12 protein-coding genes and 1 tRNA gene are annotated in these 18,066 nt (G+C 38.8%); 9 read left to right on the top strand and 4 right to left on the bottom strand.

What is annotated here, in order from left to right; genetic code table 11:
• Positions 1-27 precede the first annotated feature (27 nt).
• Both treP and treC read left to right on the top strand, forming a co-directional pair.
• Positions 28-2,001 (top strand): PTS system trehalose-specific EIIBC component, encoded by a 1,974-nt coding sequence (gene treP, locus HMPREF0819_RS06110; protein ID WP_004233471.1) that lies wholly within the window; start codon positions 28-30, stop codon positions 1,999-2,001.
• A 14-nt stretch (positions 2,002-2,015) separates the two neighbouring features.
• Positions 2,016-3,647, top strand: coding sequence for an alpha,alpha-phosphotrehalase (treC, locus tag HMPREF0819_RS06105; protein ID WP_044023383.1), 1,632 nt, complete (start codon positions 2,016-2,018; stop codon positions 3,645-3,647).
• 663 nt (positions 3,648-4,310) lie between these two features.
• On the opposite strand, the gene HMPREF0819_RS06100 is transcribed toward treC, so the two are convergent.
• Complete coding sequence (locus tag HMPREF0819_RS06100) at positions 4,311-5,291, bottom strand: Gfo/Idh/MocA family protein (protein ID WP_004233464.1); 981 nt, start codon at positions 5,289-5,291, stop codon at positions 4,311-4,313.
• Between the two features lie 135 nt (positions 5,292-5,426).
• Here HMPREF0819_RS06100 and HMPREF0819_RS06095 point away from each other — a divergent pair, with 135 nt between their 5' ends.
• From HMPREF0819_RS06095 to tsf, 5 genes are all read left to right on the top strand, one after another.
• Entirely contained in the window at positions 5,427-7,322 is a 1,896-nt protein-coding gene (locus HMPREF0819_RS06095) for a M13 family metallopeptidase (protein ID WP_004233462.1), read from the top strand.
• A 260-nt stretch (positions 7,323-7,582) separates the two neighbouring features.
• The gene (locus tag HMPREF0819_RS06090; protein ID WP_004233460.1) at positions 7,583-8,428 is read left to right on the top strand and encodes a helix-turn-helix domain-containing protein; all 846 of its coding nucleotides are present in this window, start codon (positions 7,583-7,585) and stop codon (positions 8,426-8,428) included.
• A 1,451-nt stretch (positions 8,429-9,879) separates the two neighbouring features.
• Positions 9,880-9,950: transfer RNA gene (locus HMPREF0819_RS06085), tRNA-Cys, on the top strand.
• Positions 9,951-10,216: 266 nt separating this feature from the next.
• Positions 10,217-10,984: a 30S ribosomal protein S2 gene (gene rpsB / locus HMPREF0819_RS06080; RefSeq protein WP_044023382.1), complete on the top strand. Its 768-nt coding sequence runs from the start codon at positions 10,217-10,219 to the stop codon at positions 10,982-10,984.
• Positions 10,985-11,090: 106 nt separating this feature from the next.
• Positions 11,091-12,128 carry a translation elongation factor Ts gene (gene tsf / locus HMPREF0819_RS06075; RefSeq protein WP_004233454.1) on the top strand — a complete coding sequence of 346 codons (1,038 nt, stop codon included), beginning with the start codon at positions 11,091-11,093 and terminating at the stop codon, positions 12,126-12,128.
• A 339-nt stretch (positions 12,129-12,467) separates the two neighbouring features.
• On the opposite strand, the gene HMPREF0819_RS06070 is transcribed toward tsf, so the two are convergent.
• Complete coding sequence (locus HMPREF0819_RS06070) at positions 12,468-12,932, bottom strand: COG2426 family protein (RefSeq protein WP_004233451.1); 465 nt, start codon at positions 12,930-12,932, stop codon at positions 12,468-12,470.
• A 259-nt stretch (positions 12,933-13,191) separates the two neighbouring features.
• On the opposite strand from HMPREF0819_RS06070, the gene HMPREF0819_RS06065 reads away from it, so the two are divergent.
• Together HMPREF0819_RS06065 and HMPREF0819_RS06060 are read left to right on the top strand one after the other, a co-directional pair.
• Positions 13,192-13,653 carry a CtsR family transcriptional regulator gene (locus HMPREF0819_RS06065; RefSeq protein ID WP_004233448.1) on the top strand — a complete coding sequence of 154 codons (462 nt, stop codon included), beginning with the start codon at positions 13,192-13,194 and terminating at the stop codon, positions 13,651-13,653.
• Positions 13,650-16,091, top strand: a complete 2,442-nt coding sequence (locus HMPREF0819_RS06060; RefSeq protein WP_004233444.1) for an ATP-dependent Clp protease ATP-binding subunit — start codon at positions 13,650-13,652, stop codon at positions 16,089-16,091. Before HMPREF0819_RS06065 ends, HMPREF0819_RS06060 begins: the two co-directional genes overlap by 4 nt.
• Positions 16,092-16,174: 83 nt before the next feature.
• Here HMPREF0819_RS06060 and dusB read toward each other — a convergent pair whose 3' ends face one another.
• Positions 16,175-17,152: a tRNA dihydrouridine synthase DusB gene (gene dusB / locus HMPREF0819_RS06055; RefSeq protein WP_004233442.1), complete on the bottom strand. Its 978-nt coding sequence runs from the start codon at positions 17,150-17,152 to the stop codon at positions 16,175-16,177.
• Positions 17,145-18,011, bottom strand: a complete 867-nt coding sequence (gene hslO / locus HMPREF0819_RS06050) for an Hsp33 family molecular chaperone HslO (RefSeq protein WP_004233440.1) — start codon at positions 18,009-18,011, stop codon at positions 17,145-17,147. The genes dusB and hslO overlap by 8 nt, the downstream gene beginning before the upstream one ends.
• Between the last annotated feature and the right edge of the window lie 55 nt (positions 18,012-18,066).

The following is an 18,066-nucleotide window of genomic DNA, read 5'->3' as shown; positions in this document are numbered from 1 at the left end:
CGAAGGAGTCGGTTTTACCGAAGACATATGGGAAAATTTGAAAGAGATGCCCGTGAAATGCTTGAAGCTATCGGCGGGAAAGAAAATATTGCGGCGGTAACGCATTGTGCGACGCGGATGCGTTTTGTTTTAAATGATGAGAGTAAGGCGGATGTTAAGCGTTTGGAAGCCATCCCTGCGGTTAAGGGAACATTTACAAATGCAGGGCAATTCCAAGCGATTATCGGAAATAATGTCCCTATTTTTTATAATGATTTTACAGCGGTTTCTGGTATCGAAGGGGTATCAAAAGAAGCGGCTAAATCAGCTGCGCAGAAAAATCAAAATTGGTTACAACGTGCGCTTGCAATGTTTGCGGAAATTTTTACACCTATCATTCCAGCGATTATCGTTGGTGGTTTGATTTTAGGTTTTCGTAATATCCTTGAAGGTGTAGAATGGTCAGCATTGAATGGTAAGACGATTGTTGAGGTTTCTCAATTCTGGTCTGGTGTGAACTCATTCTTGTGGTTGCCAGGTGAAGCGATTTTCCACTATTTACCAGTGGGAATCGTTTGGTCTGTGACACGTAAAATGGGAACTAGCCAGATTCTGGGGATTGTTCTGGGGATTTGTTTGATTTCTCCAAACCAACTGTTAAATGCTTATAATGTTGTCAGCACATCAGCTGCTGAAATTGCGGTAAACTGGACTTGGGATTTTGGTTTCTTTACAGTTCAAAAAATTGGTTACCAAGCTCAAGTTATCCCAGCGCTTTTGGCAGGGTTGTCTTTGGCTTATCTGGAACGGTTCTGGCGTAAGCATATTCCAGAAGTGATTTCAATGATTTTTGTGCCGTTTCTATCATTGATTCCAGCATTGATTTTGGCACATACGGTGCTTGGTCCAATTGGTTGGACAATTGGTAAAGGTATTTCAGCAGTGGTACTTGCTGGATTGACTGGTCCTGTGAAATGGCTCTTTGGTGCTATCTTCGGTGCACTTTATGCGCCACTTGTTATTACTGGTTTACACCACATGACTAATGCGATTGATACACAATTGATTGCGGATGCTGGTGGTACTGGGCTTTGGCCAATGATTGCTTTGTCAAATATTGCTCAAGGTTCTGCTGTTTTGGCGTTTTATGTGATGAATCGTCATGATGAACGTGAAGCTCAAATTTCATTGCCAGCAGCGATTTCAGCTTATCTTGGTGTTACAGAGCCAGCACTTTTCGGGGTTAACTTGAAGTATGTTTACCCATTTGTTGCAGGGATGATCGGTTCAGGTATTGCAGGGCTATTCTGTACAAGTTTCAATATCACGGCTAATGCGATTGGTATCGGTGGTTTGCCAGGTATTCTTTCGATTCAAGCAAAATATATGGGCTTATTTGCCATTGATATGGTGATTGCAATTGTTATTCCATTTGTTTTGACATTTATTTTCCGTCGTGTTGGTTTCTTGACAAAAGCTGAAGATGAAGTGAAGTCAGAAGAAAATTCACAAGTTCAGGCAGTTGTTGAGGCTAAAAAGGATGCGGAAGTGTCTGCAGGAACAGTGATTTCTATCCAAAGTCCGCTTGCAGGACGTGCTAAAAATTTGAGTGAAGCACCAGACCCTGTTTTTGCCCAAGGTGTTATGGGACAAGGTGTTGTGATTGAACCGACAGAAGGAGAATTGGTTGCGCCAGTTGACGGTGTGGTGTCAGTTCTTTTCCCAACAAAACATGCGATTGGTTTGGTTTCAGATGAAGGTCTTGAATTGCTGATGCATATTGGTATGGACACGGTAAATCTTGACGGAGACGGCTTTACAGCTCATGTTAAGCAAGGTGATAGAGTGTCGGTTGGTGATGCTTTGATTAGTTTTGACATGGCAGCTATTCAAGCGGCTGGCTATCCTGTGGCGACACCTGTTATTGTGACCAATCAAAATGATTTCCAGACGGATGTTACGCGAGAATTGCCGTGTGATGTTGCGCGTGGGGAAGCGATTTTTACAGCAAGTAAATTGTGATAAAGGAGCAAAAATTGGCATTTGATAAGAGAAAAGTCGTTTATCAGATTTACCCAAAATCTTATAAAGATACGACAGGCAATGGCGTAGGGGATTTGCGTGGGATTATTGAAAAATTACCCTATTTGGAAGAATTAGGTGTTGATGTCATCTGGCTCAACCCTTTCTATCCAAGTCCTCAACGTGATAATGGGTACGATATTTCAGATTACACAGCGGTCAATCCCTTATTTGGGACAATGGCTGATTTTGAAGAATTAAGTCAAAAAGCTAAGGAACATGGCATTGAATTAATGCTTGATATGGTTTTGAATCATTGTTCAATAGAGCATGAATGGTTTCAAAAAGCTTTAGCTGGGGACAAATATTATCAAGATTTCTTCATTTTACGTGATACGCCGACGAATTGGGTTTCAAAATTCGGTGGCAATGCTTGGGCACCATTTGGTGATACTGGCAAATATTATTTGCATTTGTTTGACATTACACAAGCTGACTTGAATTGGCGCAATCCGCATGTGCGTGAGGAATTGTTCAAGGTGGTTAATTTCTGGCGTGAAAAAGGTGTCAAGGGATTTCGCTTTGATGTGATTAATTTAATCGGTAAAGATGAAGAGCTGAAAGATAATACTGCTTTTGATGGTAAACCTGAATACACAGACCGTCCGATTGCGCACGATTATTTGAAAATGTTAAATCAAACGACATTTGGTCAAGATGACAATAGCATGACGGTTGGTGAAATGAGCTTTACAGACATTCCAAATTGTATCCAGTATAGCAACCCTGACAGTCATGAATTGGATATGGTTTTCAATTTTCATCATCTTAAGGTTGACTACGAAAATGGTCAAAAATGGACGTTAAAATCATTTGATTTTGAAGAATTAAAAAACCTTTTCCATACTTGGGGTGAAAAAATGAGTGAGGGTGGTGGCTGGTCAGCACTTTTCTGGAATAATCATGACCAACCTCGTGCGATTAATCGTTTCATAGATGTTAAAAACTTCCGTAATGAGGGAGCGACCATGTTAGCCGCAGCCATTCATTTGTCTCGTGGTACACCATATATTTACATGGGCGAAGAAATTGGTATGCTCGATCCAGATTATGACAGCATGGCTGATTATGTTGATGTTGAATGTTTAAATGCTTACCAAGAATTACTGACATCAGGCAAGACAGAAGCGGAAGCATTTGCCATTATTCAAGCAAAATCACGTGACAATAGCCGTACGCCAATGCAATGGGATGCTTCAGAGAATGCGGGATTTTCAACAGGCACACCATGGTTGAAAGTTGGTAAAACGTATCGTGACATTAATGTTGAAAATGAAAAAAGCGGACCAATCTTCACTTTCTATCAACAATTGATTCGTCTGAGAAAAGACTTGCCAATTATTGCGGAAGGAAGTTATCAGTCAGCTTATCAAGATAATCCTTATATTTATGCGTTTGAACGTCATTTTGGCGGAAAACAGTTGTTGGTGTTGAATAACTTTTTTGCTAAAGAAGTTGAGCTTGATTTGCCAGAAGCTTATCAGTCAGGACAAGTTTTGTTAAGCAATTATTTAGAAACAAACCTTTCTGAAAAAATCATTTTAAAACCTTATCAAACACTTACTATTTATCAAGAAAATTTATAAAGCAAGTAGGATAATGACCAGAATGGTAATTATCAATACAATGGCTAAACCGTAGCCGATTTTTCCAAGACAGCTGTGTGGATTAATGGGAATACCAAACGTTCTGATACGTGTTAAGTCGTTTGTTTGAGCAAATTGATCACATTCATACCGATTACCTAGTGATAATCATGCCAAGAATAGCAAGACATGATGTGCAAAGAAGCAGTTTAGACACTCCGTTAGACAACGATTTTCCCAAAAAGATGATACCATAAGGATGATAAATAGTATTAAACAAGTATAGAGCACAATCACATGATATGGTGTATTTCCATTTACCCTATAGCACTTTGAGACGAATCTGGCGGGTAAAAATATATGAGCAGGGAGATTTCCCTGCTCATTTTTTTCTTCGTGATTTTAATGTTGCGCGGATAAGAAAGACAATGCTGTAAAGTAAAACAAGCACGCAAAGCCAAAAGACCACAAAATTTAAAATGTTAGCCACACTCGGTAAATAGTTATTTGCCAAGATAAATACTATCACCAAGATAGATAATGTGGTAGCCCCTAAAACTTCTTTTTTTACCAATTAGAAATCCCACCTATTTCAACGTTTTTCTTTAAATATAACATTTTTAAGGTGAATTTTCGAATAAAAACCTTGTGATGTCAAGGGTTTTATTCTTCTTCTGGGTAAGTGAGGTTCCAGTCTTTGCGGAGTTTTGTCATAATGTCCATGACGTCTTTGGTGTAGTCAAGGTGCATGGCATTTTCTTGACCAGAAACGGCATTTTCCATGTCAGCGACTTCGTAGGAAAGAGCGAGTGCGGTACTTCCAGCTTCGATGACTTCTTGATGTCCGTCCTCGGTATAGGTAATCACCGCTTTTTGCCCACGAGGGTATTCGTAAAGTTCGATATAGCCTTTATCGTAGGCGATTGTTCCACGTTTTGGTTGTTTGGCGTGAAGGCTTAACGTCAGAGTTGCCATTTCGCCTTGGCTATTCGTTAGCAAAATCCCAGCTTGTTCATCGACTCCTGTCGGAGCTAGTTTTACTTGGGAAGCAATTTGAGTCGGCGTTGATGTCATAAACCAACGGACAAAAGAAAGAGCATAGACACCAATATCAAGAAGTGCACCGCCAGCTAACTGACGATTAAAGAAACGGTTTGTCATATCGTATTCTTTGTAGCTACCAAAATTCATTTGAATGAGCTTCAATTCACCGAGTTTTCCAGTCGCAATGATTTCTGAAAGCTTGCGGTAAATTGGCATATGGAAAATGGTCATGGCTTCTGCTAAAATGACGTGATTTTCTTCAGCTAGCTTGATAGCTTCGTCCAATTCGTCAGCGTTAAGCGTAATTGACTTTTCACATAAAACGTGTTTGCCGTTTGCTAGGGCTTTGCGCAAAAAGTTAATGTGTGTATTGTGTGGCGTTGAGATGTAAATAATATCTACGTTAGGGTCGTCAAATACCTCATCAATAGTTTGATAAACTTTGTCAATGCCATATTTTTCAGCGAAAGCTAGCCCCTTATCATAAGTACGGTTAGCAACAGAATAGAGTTTTCGCCCTTGTTGTTGAAGTGCTTGCGCTAATTCATTAGCAATGACACCAGTTCCTAGGGTTGCCCAATTATAATGTTTTTTAGTCATAGTCGCCTCCTTGCCCTAAGTATAGCAAAAAAGTGTCAGAAAGTCCGTTATTTAATCTCTAACAAATGCGCTTTATATCAGCTATTCTCACGTTTTTTTGATAAAATGGTTCTAATAGATTAAAGGAGATTTTTTATGACTCGATATCAAGACGATTTTTATGATGCTGTCAATGGCGAATGGGAAAAAACAGCCGTCATTCCTGATGATAAACCACGTACAGGTGGTTTTTCAGATTTGGCTGATGAAATCGAAGATTTGATGTTGGATACAACCGATGATTGGTTAGCTGGGAAAAATGTTCCAGAAGATAGCATCCTACAAAACTTTGTTAAATTTCACCGCATGACATCTGATTATGAAAAACGCGAAGCTGTCAGTGTGGCACCTGTTTTACCGCTGATTAAAGAATATAAAGCTTTAGCGTCATTTTCAGATTTTGCTAAGCGTATTGCAGAATTTGAAATGACTGGAAAACCAAATGCTTTTCCATTTGGTGTAGCGCCAGATTTCATGAATGCTCAGCTTAATGTGTTGTGGGCAGAAGCCCCTAGCACAATCTTGCCAGATACAACTTACTACGCTGATGATCACGAAAAAGGTACAGAATTAATAGCGACTTGGCGCAAGATGCAAGAAGAATTGCTAGCGAAGTTTGATTTTTCAGCAGAAGAAATCAAAGATTTATTGGATAAAACAATCGAACTCGATGCCAAACTTGCTAAGTACGTCCTTTCACGCGAAGAATCTTCAGAGTATGTCAAACTTTATCACCCATATGATTGGGCTGATTTTACAAAATTAGCACCAGAACTTCCTTTGGATGAAATTTTCACAGAAATCTTGGGAGAAATTCCTGATAAAGTTATCGTTCCTGAAGAACGTTTTTGGACAGAATTCGCTGCTGAATATTATTCTGAAAAGAATTGGGAATTGCTTAAAGCAGACCTTATCCTTTCTGCAGCAACAAGTTACAATAGCTATTTGACAGACGAGATTCGTGTTCTTGCAGGGACTTACAGTCGTGCTCTTTCTGGAACACCACAAGCTATGGACAAGAAGAAAGCTGCTTACTATCTAGCATCTGGTGCTTACAGCCAAGCTCTTGGACTTTGGTACGCTGGTCAAAAATTCTCACCAGAAGCAAAAGCTGATGTTGAGCACAAAGTGGCAACAATGATTGACGTTTACAAGAAACGTTTAGCCTCTGCAGATTGGTTGGCGCAAGAAACTCGTGATAAAGCTATTGTGAAATTAAATGTCATCACTCCTCATATTGGTTATCCGGAAAAATTGCCAGAAACTTATGCGAAGAAGATTATCGATGAGTCTTTATCACTTGTTGAAAATGCACAAAACCTTGCTAAAATTTCTATCGCACACAGCTGGAGCAAGTGGAATCAGCCGGTTGACCGTAGCGAATGGCACATGCCAGCTCACATGGTCAATGCTTATTACGACCCACAACAAAACCAAATTGTTTTCCCAGCAGCTATTTTACAAGCACCATTTTATAGCTTGGAACAAAGTTCATCAGCTAACTATGGTGGTATCGGAGCAGTCATTGCTCACGAAATTTCACATGCCTTTGATACTAATGGAGCATCATTTGATGAAAATGGTAGCTTGAATAACTGGTGGACTGATGCGGATTACGAAGCATTTACGAAACGCACTGATAAAATCGTTGACCAATTTGATGGCCTTGATTCGTATGGGGCAAAAGTAAATGGTAAATTAACCGTTTCAGAAAATGTCGCAGACCTTGGTGGTGTTGCTTGTGCGCTTGAAGCTGCTAAGCAAGATGATGATTTTTCAGCTCGAGACTTCTTCATCAATTTCGCAACTATTTGGCGTATGAAAGCTCGCGATGAGTACATGCAAATGCTAGCAAGTATTGATGTTCACGCACCAGGTAAACTTCGTACAAATGTGACACTGACAAACTTTGATGAATTTCATGAAGAATTTGATATCAAAGCTGGTGACCCAATGTGGCGTGCACCAGAAGACCGTGTCATTATTTGGTAATCACTTAAGATAATAAGCCAAACAAGAACTTGTATTAGGCAAGTTCTTGTTTTTTTCTATTTCTTTTTTAAAAATATGATACAACAAACATTAGTTAGTATACCTAGATAATATAACTAGTTTTTTAAAATAGAAATATAGAACTATGATTTTCTAAGCTGTTTAGGATAACAGATATGACCTTTCTTGTTGGGAGAATTTAGAAAACGTAGTTTCTATAAATCCAAGATTATTGGGATTTTGTCAAAAAAGGAGACTGTATGAAACTTGAAAAATCAATGCAACTGGGTGAACTTTATCGCGAACTACGAATTGCGCGTGGGTTGAAACTAAAAGATGTCGCACGAGAAAACCTCTCTGTGTCACAACTTTCACGTTTCGAAAACGGACAATCAATGCTCGCTGCCGATAAACTTCTAATCGCCATCTCAGGCATCCACATGACCTTCTCAGAATTCGGACACGCGATTAATAACTATCAAGAGCCGAAATTATATCATTTGGTGAATGAAGCTACAAAGTTATACAATATGCAAGATATTGAAGGCCTTCGTAATTTGCTAGAGTCAGATAAAGAATATGAGGTTTCTGATGTTTACAATCGTTTAGCTGCATTAATCATTAAAACGTATATCTACACATTGGATCCTTCATATGTGATTACTGATGAAGAAAAAAGTTTTTTAACTTCATATCTTTATGAAATTGAAGAATGGACAGAGTATGAACTATTTGTTTTCGGTAATACAATGCCTATCTTATCTGAGTCTGATTTAATCTTTTTGGGGAAGGTGTTTGTTGATCAAGATAAGTTATATTTATCTATTCCTAGCCATAAGAAAAATGCAGAAATCGTTTTTTTGAATCTGATTATATTGTTAGTCAGTTATCGAAAAATTTATCAAGCAAATTATTTTATTGAATGCTTAGAGAAGATTTTAACTTATCAAGACATGTTCGCAATAACTAGCTTGAAATTTTTGAAAAAGATTATTTCTCATCTTGAAAATGGCTCAGATGATTTTTCTGATTTAGAACACTTTTTAAGTTGTGTTGAAGAAATTGGTAATTCAACTTTAATTGCATTTTTAAAAATAAGTAGTTAGGCAAATAGTAGTAATCCAACAGCAAAAATTGGGGCGATTAGGGCAAGTTTAGTCAATTCTTTAGCAGTTTTTTTCAATGTGAACATAATAAGTATCCTCCAAATTTTATATATTAGTCATAGTTGTTAATGGTAATGAAATTAGTTAGGGCAGATGAATTTCACTACTCTGGTTGATTTGATTGGTTTTAACAAGTGTTATGTTTATGGGTAATATACAAAAAATGGAAGTATCAGAACGACAGTTTTTAGTAATTGTTTAAGGGTTAGTTTAAGCATTAGTAGTATCCTCCTTAGTAAGTATGTCTTCATTTTAACAGCGAAAAGTGCGAAATCGGTTTATTTGCAAATCCGCAAATAAACTTTTTTTATTAAGCAAATATACAATTTTCAGAAAATTCTACGCATGAGTGGTAAGATATTGGTGTAACCTATTTGAATAGTTTACTTATTGGTTATTATTTTTCGAAAAAGAATACCGAAACGTGTTTTATTATCATCACTTTAGAGATTTTATCTTTAGGGCTGGATTTTTTTAGCGAATTCAAAATTTGTTTTGCTCATTTTGGTGTGTCCTAGGATTACATTAGCTTCTTCTCCATTACCATTCATGAGTTGATTCTAGGGAAAATTAGACTAATTTGAGCTGTCTGATTTTGAAAGTGGTGCTTTATGTTTTCTGGTGATAGCTACAGAAGTGTTGGTTATCATGATTAATACTAGTTCTGGCAGCCTTACCAACGTTATTGATATAAGGTATTATTACTTTCACAAGGTGAAGGATAAGAGTGTTTTAACGTCAGTATAATCTCCTGCGGATTAGAGTACGAAGAATGCTTTCATAGTGTTACTTGTGTACTGTTGAAATTTCTTTTTTCTTTCCACCATCCATCTGTCATTTTATATTAAATAGCGGTGCTAATAGTATTTTCCAGGAAGTCAGACATTTCTTGGCATCAAATCCATCTTAACTACTACATCCTTTTTTAAGGTAACTTGTTTAGAAAAATCTGTTTAACCCCTTACCATTTTTAACAGATGGCGTGCGATAGTGGTGCTTAAGATGTGTTGAATAATGAAGCGTTGCGGCTAAAAGAGCCAGTTAATTGGCATTAGCAAAAAAATAAGTCTTGCATTTTTATGGCTTTCCAACCTGTCCGTGGAGCAATCCACAGTAAAGCCGATATGATGCTGTTTTGAAGCTATTAGCAAAGGCGCCAAAACTTTTATCTCCATATAAGACAAATTTTACGTTCCCTTTTGTCGTTGCAATTAGTGAGTTAAATGTTTTGATGAGTGCTGCCAATTTTGATGATGAGAGAGAGTCACTCTAGTTGGGTGACTTTTTTTGTGTAAAAAAGGACTATTTACAGGATTTCAGAATTGTCTTGCAGAATTTCACGAATAAGGCTTGACGAGCTTTTGAATTTAAGGTAAAATATTATCTGTTATGGCGGTATAGCCAAGTGGTAAGGCACGGCTCTGCAAAAGCTTGATCGTCGGTTCAAATCCGTCTACCGCCTTCATGACATAAAAAAGCTCGACATTGTCGGGCTTTTTTTCGTTTTCAAAATGATTGATAAAAAGAGCTGTCAAATGGCGAAAATAAAAACTGTTTCAAGCAGCATATGGCTTGTCAAAGCCTTGATTTTGTGATAAACTATGGTAGTTGTATTGTACAACAAAATACTCATTCTGGATGTATTGTGAACCTGTTGCTCTTTATGGGTGGGCTTGCAAGATGAAGTCTGGAAGAGGAAAAAAACATTTTATAAAGGAGAAACTACTCATGGCAGTAATTTCAATGAAACAACTTCTTGAAGCTGGTGTTCACTTCGGTCACCAAACTCGTCGCTGGAACCCTAAGATGGCTAAATACATCTTCACAGAACGTAACGGTATCCACGTTATCGACCTTCAACAAACTGTAAAAATGGCTGACGCAGCTTACGAATTCGTTCGTGATGCAGCTGCAAACGACGCTGTAATCTTGTTTGTTGGTACTAAAAAACAAGCTGCTGACGCTGTTAAAGAAGAAGCAGAACGCGCAGGTCAATACTACATCAACCACCGTTGGTTGGGTGGAACTCTTACAAACTGGGATACTATCCAAAAACGTATCGCTCGTTTGAAAGAAATCAAACGTATGGAAGAAGATGGAACTTTTGAAGTTCTTCCTAAGAAAGAAGTTGCTCTTCTTAACAAACAACGTGCTCGTCTCGAAAAATTCTTGGGTGGTATCGAAGATATGCCTCGTATTCCAGACGTTATGTACATTGTTGACCCACACAAAGAACAAATCGCTGTTAAAGAAGCTAAAAAACTTGGTATCCCTGTAGTAGCTATGGTTGATACTAACGCTGATCCAGATGATATCGATGTTATTATCCCAGCTAACGATGACGCTATCCGCGCCGTTAAATTGATCACTTCTAAATTGGCTGACGCTGTTATCGAAGGACGCCAAGGTGAAGATGCAGATGCTGACTTCGGAGCAGAAGCAAAAGCTGATTCAATCGAAGAAATCGTTGAAGTTGTAGAAGGCGACAACGAATAATATTTCGAGGCTTAACAGTCTTAGATATGCTTTAAACGGGGCAGAAAGCAAACCGCTCTGTCTCGTTTTTATTATTTAGTAAACAAAAAACCTGGAGGACATAAAAATGGCAATTACTGCAGCTCAAGTAAAAGAATTGCGTGAAAAATCAGGTGCTGGTGTTATGGACGCCAAAAAAGCACTTGTTGAAACTGACGGTGACATGGAAAAAGCAATTGAATTGCTTCGTGAAAAAGGTATGGCTAAAGCAGCTAAAAAAGCTGACCGCGTTGCTGCTGAAGGTTTGACTGGTACTTACGTTGACGGTAACGTTGCAGCAGTTGTTGAAGTTAACGCTGAAACTGACTTCGTTGCTCAAAACGCACAATTCGTTGAATTGGTTAAAGAAACAGCTAAAGCTATCGCTGAACAAAAACCAGCTAACAACGAAGAAGCTCTTAAAGTAACATTGGCTTCAGGCGACACTTTGGAAGCAGCTTTTGTTAATGCAACTGCAACAATCGGTGAAAAAATTTCATTCCGTCGTTTCGCACTTATCGAAAAAACTGATGAACAACACTTCGGTGCTTACCAACACAACGGTGGACGTATCGGTGTTATCACAGTTCTTGAAGGTGGCGACGAAGCTCTTGCTAAACAAGTTTCAATGCACGTTGCAGCTATGAAACCAACAGTTCTTTCATATGAAGAACTTGACCCACAATTCATCCACGATGAATTGGCTCAAATGAACCACAAAATCGACCTTGATAACGAATCACGTGCAATGGTTAACAAACCAGCTCTTGCTCACTTGAAATATGGTTCTAAATCACAATTGACTGACGAAATCATTGCTCAAGCTGAAGAAGAAATCAAAGCTGAACTTAAAGCTGAAGGTAAACCAGAAAAAATCTGGGATAAAATCATCCCTGGTAAAATGTCTCGCTTCATGCTTGACAACACTAAAGTTGACCAACAATACACACTTCTTGCACAAGTTTACATCATGGACGACAGCAAAACTGTTGAACAATACCTTGATTCAGTAAACGCTAAAGTTGTTACTTTTACTCGTTTTGAAGTTGGTGAAGGTATCGAAAAAGCAGCTAACGATTTCGAATCAGAAGTTGCAGCTACAATGGCAGCAGCTCTTAACAAATAAGAATTGTTTGCTAAATAAAAAGAAGATCACTTGTTGGTCTTCTTTTTTTGTTTTAAAAATTTTTTGATACTTTCCTTAGGCGGTGCCGTCGGCAGCGACTCCCTACGGAATTCCATGCCTAAGTTTTGAGCCTAAGGTCTCAAAACTTCCGGATGGCTGAAATTATTTTTGTTTCAGCCACTTTTACCACGTCGGTCAGTATCTTTTTGTTGCGAGCAAAGCTCGTTAAAATTATGAATTTGAACATAGGAAAATATTACTTATGTATTATTTTAAATTAAAGTAAGTTTATTGACGTTATAAGAGTTTGGAAGTTTTTCCAAACTCTTTTTCAAATTCTTAAGATAAAGCACCAAGACCAAGAACTGTTAGTGTTCCCATGATTAAGCCTGCTAGGATGACGCCAAGCATGACAGCTGTAACACTACGTCTGAAGTCCCAGTCGAGGATTGAAGCGGCAAGGGTACCTGTCCAAGCTCCTGTACCAGGAATTGGAATACCAACAAAGAGAAGAAGGGCGATGAAAACACCTTTGTCTCCGGCTGCTTCTTCGAGTTTTTTACCGCCTTTATGTCCTTTTTTCAAGCACCAAGTAAAGAAACCGCCAATGACTGGTTTATCAGCACCCCACTCCAAGACACGGCGTGCAAAGAAGAAAATAATTGGTACGGGAATCATATTTGCAATAACACCAATAATCAGTGCTTGCCACATTGGAATTCCTGTCGCAATGGCGTATGGAACAGCACCACGAAGTTCAACAAGTGGCACCATGGCAATCAAAAATGTAATAATATAGTTCATTTACTTGAAACCTTTCATTTGTTACAAAGACAATTGTATCTTATCTTTTGGGCAAAAACAACTAAAATTTGTAGGAATAGAAAATATTATTTTCAAAAATTTTCTTGTTATGGTGGCAATTTTGGGGAAAGCCTAGTAGATTCGGTCATTTAGTGTATTTTCGTTTATAAAACATGATATTTTTGTTATAATATTAGTCAGTTATAGTCAAAGAGAGTCCATCTAAAAATGGTCTTTAATCTTGAAAAGGAGGAAGCTAATGGCAAAAAATACATCTGATAGTATTGAAGAGTATATCAAGCAACTACTAGCTCAATCTGGTATTGCTGAGATTAAACGGTCAAACTTGGCAGATGCCTTTCAAGTTGTTCCTAGCCAAATTAATTATGTGATAAAAACACGTTTTACAGAAAGTCGTGGCTATATAGTCGAAAGCAAGCGAGGTGGCGGAGGCTATATCCGCATTGCGCGAGTGAGCTTTTCAGATCAACACCAAATGTTTGATAATTTGATGGGAAGTATTGGCGAGTGCATCAGTGAGCAAGTTTTTACAGATTTGATTCAATTGCTTTTTGATGAAAAAATTATCAGTGAACGTGAGGGAAATCTGATTTTAGCAACAGCTTCTGATGAAGTTCTTGGAAAAGATGCGCCTGAGATTCGAGCGCGCATGTTGCGAAAGATTTTACAACGATTAGATAGAAAAGGATTCCATTTATGAGTGAATATTCAATGAAAATGCAGGAGGTTTTCAGCATTGCCCAGTTTCAGGCTGCGCGATTTGAAAGCCCATATTTAGAAAGTTGGCATGTGCTTTTAGCCATGGTTGCTGTTCATGATTCAGTGGCTGGCTTGACGTTTGCTGAATATCAAAATAAGATTGCCTATGAAGAGTACGAAGCAGCAGCTGTTTTGGCTCTTGGTAAAGCACCATTGTCAGATGTGAAAAATGTTCAATTTTTAGAACAATCAAAGGCTTTAAAAGACGTGTTGGCGTTTGCTGAGTCTATTTGCAAAGTAACTGACGGTACAGAAATCGGAACTGAGCACGTGCTTTATGCCATGCTCTTGAATCTTGATTTGTTTGCGACACGTTTGTTAGAAGTTGCTGGATTCAAAAATAAAGAAGATGGTGACTCAGTTCGCTTGCTTGATTTACGTAAATCATTGTCACGTAATGCTGGATTTACCAAAGAAAAAATCAAAGCTATCCATGATCTTCGTAAGCCTAAAAAAGCTACAATGGGCGGAGCTTTCTCAGAAATGATGAAGCCTCAGTCAACTGCGGGAGAATTATCAGACTTCACTCGTGATTTAACTGAATTAGCTCGTCAAGGAAAACTTGAGCCAGTTATCGGACGTGAAAAAGAAGTCTCTCGCATGGTTCAAGTACTTAGCCGTAAGACTAAAAATAATCCTGTCTTAGTTGGTGAAGCTGGTGTCGGAAAAACGGCTCTTGCTTATGGTTTGGCACAACGTATTGTCAATGGTGAAATTCCTTATGAACTCCAAGATATGCGTGTCTTAGAGCTCGATATGATGAGTGTTGTTGCGGGGACTCGTTTCCGTGGTGATTTCGAAGAACGCATGAACCAAATCATCTCAGACATTGAAGCTGATGGTCATATTATTTTGTTTATCGATGAAGTCCACACTATCATGGGTTCTGGTTCAGGTATTGATAGTACTTTGGATGCTGCTAATATCTTAAAACCAGCTCTTGCGCGCGGTACACTTCACATGGTTGGTGCGACAACACAAGAAGAATACCAAAAACACATTGAAAAAGATGCTGCGCTTTCTCGTCGTTTTGCGAAAATTACGATTGAAGAGCCAAGTGTTGAAGATGCTTATCAGATTCTTCTTGGACTTAAGAAATCTTATGAAACATTCCACAATGTTATCATTTCTGATGAAGCTGTGCTGACTGCTGTTAAAGCTGCACACCGCTATTTGACAAGCAAAAATCTTCCAGACTCAGCTATTGATTTGCTTGATGAAACGAGTGCAACAGTTCAAGGTCTTGTTAAGAAAAAAGCTCCTGAAGCGTTGTCTGATATTGATAAAGCTATCTTAGAAGGTGATTTCAAAAAAGCAACGAAATTGCTTAAAAAATCTCGCAAGGTTGTGACACGTAAGCCGGCAGTTGTCACTGAAGATGACATTATGGCAACTCTTAGCCGTCTGTCAGGTATTCCTGTTGAGAAAATGACACAAGCCGATAGCAAGAAATATTTGACGCTTGAAAAAGAACTTCACAAACGTGTTATCGGTCAAGATGCTGCGATTTCTGCTATCAGCCGTGCGATTCGCCGTAATCAGGCAGGTATTCGCACAGGTAAACGTCCAATTGGTTCTTTCATGTTCTTAGGACCAACTGGGGTTGGTAAGACAGAGCTTGCTAAAGCTTTGGCAGAACTTCTTTTTGATGATGAATCTGCGCTTATTCGTTTCGATATGTCTGAGTACATGGAAAAATTTGCGGCGAGTCGTCTTAACGGAGCGCCTCCAGGATATGTTGGCTATGAAGAAGGTGGAGAACTTACAGAAAAAGTTCGTAACAAACCTTATTCAGTCCTTCTATTTGATGAGGTTGAAAAAGCTCACCCAGATATTTTCAATGTGCTTCTTCAAGTCTTGGATGATGGTGTGTTGACAGACAGTCGTGGTCGTAAAGTTGACTTCTCAAACACTATTATTATCATGACGTCAAACCTTGGTGCGACAGCTCTTCGTGATGATAAAACTGTTGGATTTGGTGCGCGTGATATGGCTCATGACTATGATGCTATGCAAAAACGTATCATGGAAGAACTTAAGAAAGCTTATCGTCCTGAGTTTATCAACCGTATTGATGAAAAAGTTGTCTTCCACCATTTAACACAAGAAAATATGCGCGATGTCGTTAAAATTATGGTTAAACCATTGATTGCAACTTTGGCTGAAAAAGATATCACACTTAAATTCCAACCATCAGCGCTTAAATACCTTGCTGAAGCTGGATATGACCCAGAAATGGGTGCTCGTCCACTTCGCCGTACTATTCAAGATAAAGTCGAAGATAAACTATCTGAACTTATCCTATCAGGTAATTTGGCAAGCGGAAATACTCTTAAAATTGGTGTTTCAAAAGGTCAACTCAAATTTGATATTGCATAAAATTGAAACCTGCTGGTAACAACCAGTAGGTTTTTAGGTACAAAAATTCCCCGATAACTTTTGTTATCAGGGATTTTTTTATCTCATCGCAAGCTATTAAAGATTTCTTTGACTTCGTCGATGGTTTCTGCGCGTGAGACGGCTCCACGGATTTTGGCAGCGCCAGCAGTACCACGGAGGTAGTGTGGGGCTAAGCCGCGGAATTCACGGACAGCGATTTTTTCACCTTTGAGGTCAATCAAGCGTTTGAGGTGATCTTCTGCGATGTCCAATTTTTTGACAAATGGAAGATCTGGCAATTCTTCACCAGTTTCAAAGTAGTGATTGATTTGAGTGAAGATGTAAGGATTGTTCATGGCTGCGCGTCCAACCATAACAGCATCAACACCGACTTCTTCAATCATGTATTTCGCATCGTGAACGCTGCGCACGTCACCATTTCCGATAAATGGAATTTTAGTGATGGCTTTTGAAACGCGAGCAAGTGTTTCAAGGTCACATTTACCTGTGTACATTTGTTCACGTGTGCGTCCATGCATAGCAAGGGCAGAGACACCAGCTGATTCAGCAGCAAGGGCATTTTCAACGGCTAGAGAGTTATCTGACCAGCCTGTACGCATTTTTACGGTAAGTGGAATATCAAGAACAGAAGTGACTTCATCGATGATGTGATAAATTTTATCAGGGTCTTTGAGCCATTTTGCTCCTGCTTCGTTTTTGACAACTTTATTGACAGGACAGCCCATATTGATGTCAACGATGTCAGCTTTTGTATTTTCTTGGATGTATTCAGCTGCGCGTTTTAGACCATCTGCGTCGCCACCAAAAAGTTGGATTGACATTGGATGTTCTGTTTCATCAATATGAAGCATGTGAAGAGTTTTTTCGTTATTGTAAAGGAGACCTTTTTCAGAAATCATCTCCATTACGACTAAGCCAGCTCCAAATTCTTTGGCAATAGTACGAAAAGCAGAGTTTGTCACCCCTGCCATGGGTGCTAGAACCGTACGGTGAGGGATTTCAACATCACCAATCATAAATGATGAGCTGAGTTTAGTCATTGATTAACCCCTCCAAATCTTCTTCAGTGAAGTTGTAAGTTTTACCACAGAATTGGCAAGTGATTTCAGCGCCGTGGTCTTCGTCTTTCATGGCTGTGAGTTCGTCTTTACCAAGTGTGATAAGGGCATTCTCAAAACGTTCACGTGAACAGTCACAGTCAAAGCCGATTTCTTCTTCAGAGAGAACTTTGTATTCGTCTTCGCCGTAGATAGCATTTAAAAGAGCTTTGATGTGGTCGTCAGATTCCAAAAGTTTTGAAATAGCAGGCATTTCTTGGATACGCTTTTCGTAGCGATTGATTTCTTCTTCAGAAGCACCTGGAAGAACTTGCAACATGAATCCTCCTGCAACTTCGACTTTGTCTTCGTCGTCAAGAAGGACGTTAAGTCCAACGGCAGAAGGTGTTTGCTCAGATTCAGTCAAATAAAAGGCTAAATCTTCACCGATTTCACCTGAGACAAGTGGAGTTGAAGAAGTGTAAGGATTTCCGATGCCATAGTCTGTAATGACAACGAATTGACCAGCTCCCATAAATGGACCGACAATAACTTCGCCAGTAGCTGTTTTCTTAACGTCAACGCCAGTATTTTGAATGTAACCTTTAACGTGTCCTTTTGTATCAGCCACAGAAATGATGTGACCAAGTGAGCTATCACCAATAACTTTGACAGTTACTTTGCTATCTCCTTTTTGGTTAGCAGCTAAAATTTGGTTGGCAATAAGTGTTCGACCAAGAGCAACTGTAGAGCTAGAAAGTGTTTGGTGTTTTTCTTGAGCAGTTCTAACAGTCTCAGTGCTATCAAGCACATAAGCACGGAAAGAACCAGATTTTGAAATTGATTTTATAAGTTTATCCATAAGAATATTATAACACAAAGCAAAATTGATGGGCTAGTATTGTGAGCTGTAAAGC

This window comes from Streptococcus equinus ATCC 9812, from assembly GCF_000187265.1.
In the GTDB taxonomy this organism is placed as follows: domain Bacteria; phylum Bacillota; class Bacilli; order Lactobacillales; family Streptococcaceae; genus Streptococcus; species Streptococcus equinus.
Note: the sequence above shows the minus strand (reverse complement) of the source record. Positions and strands in the feature narration are given on the sequence as shown.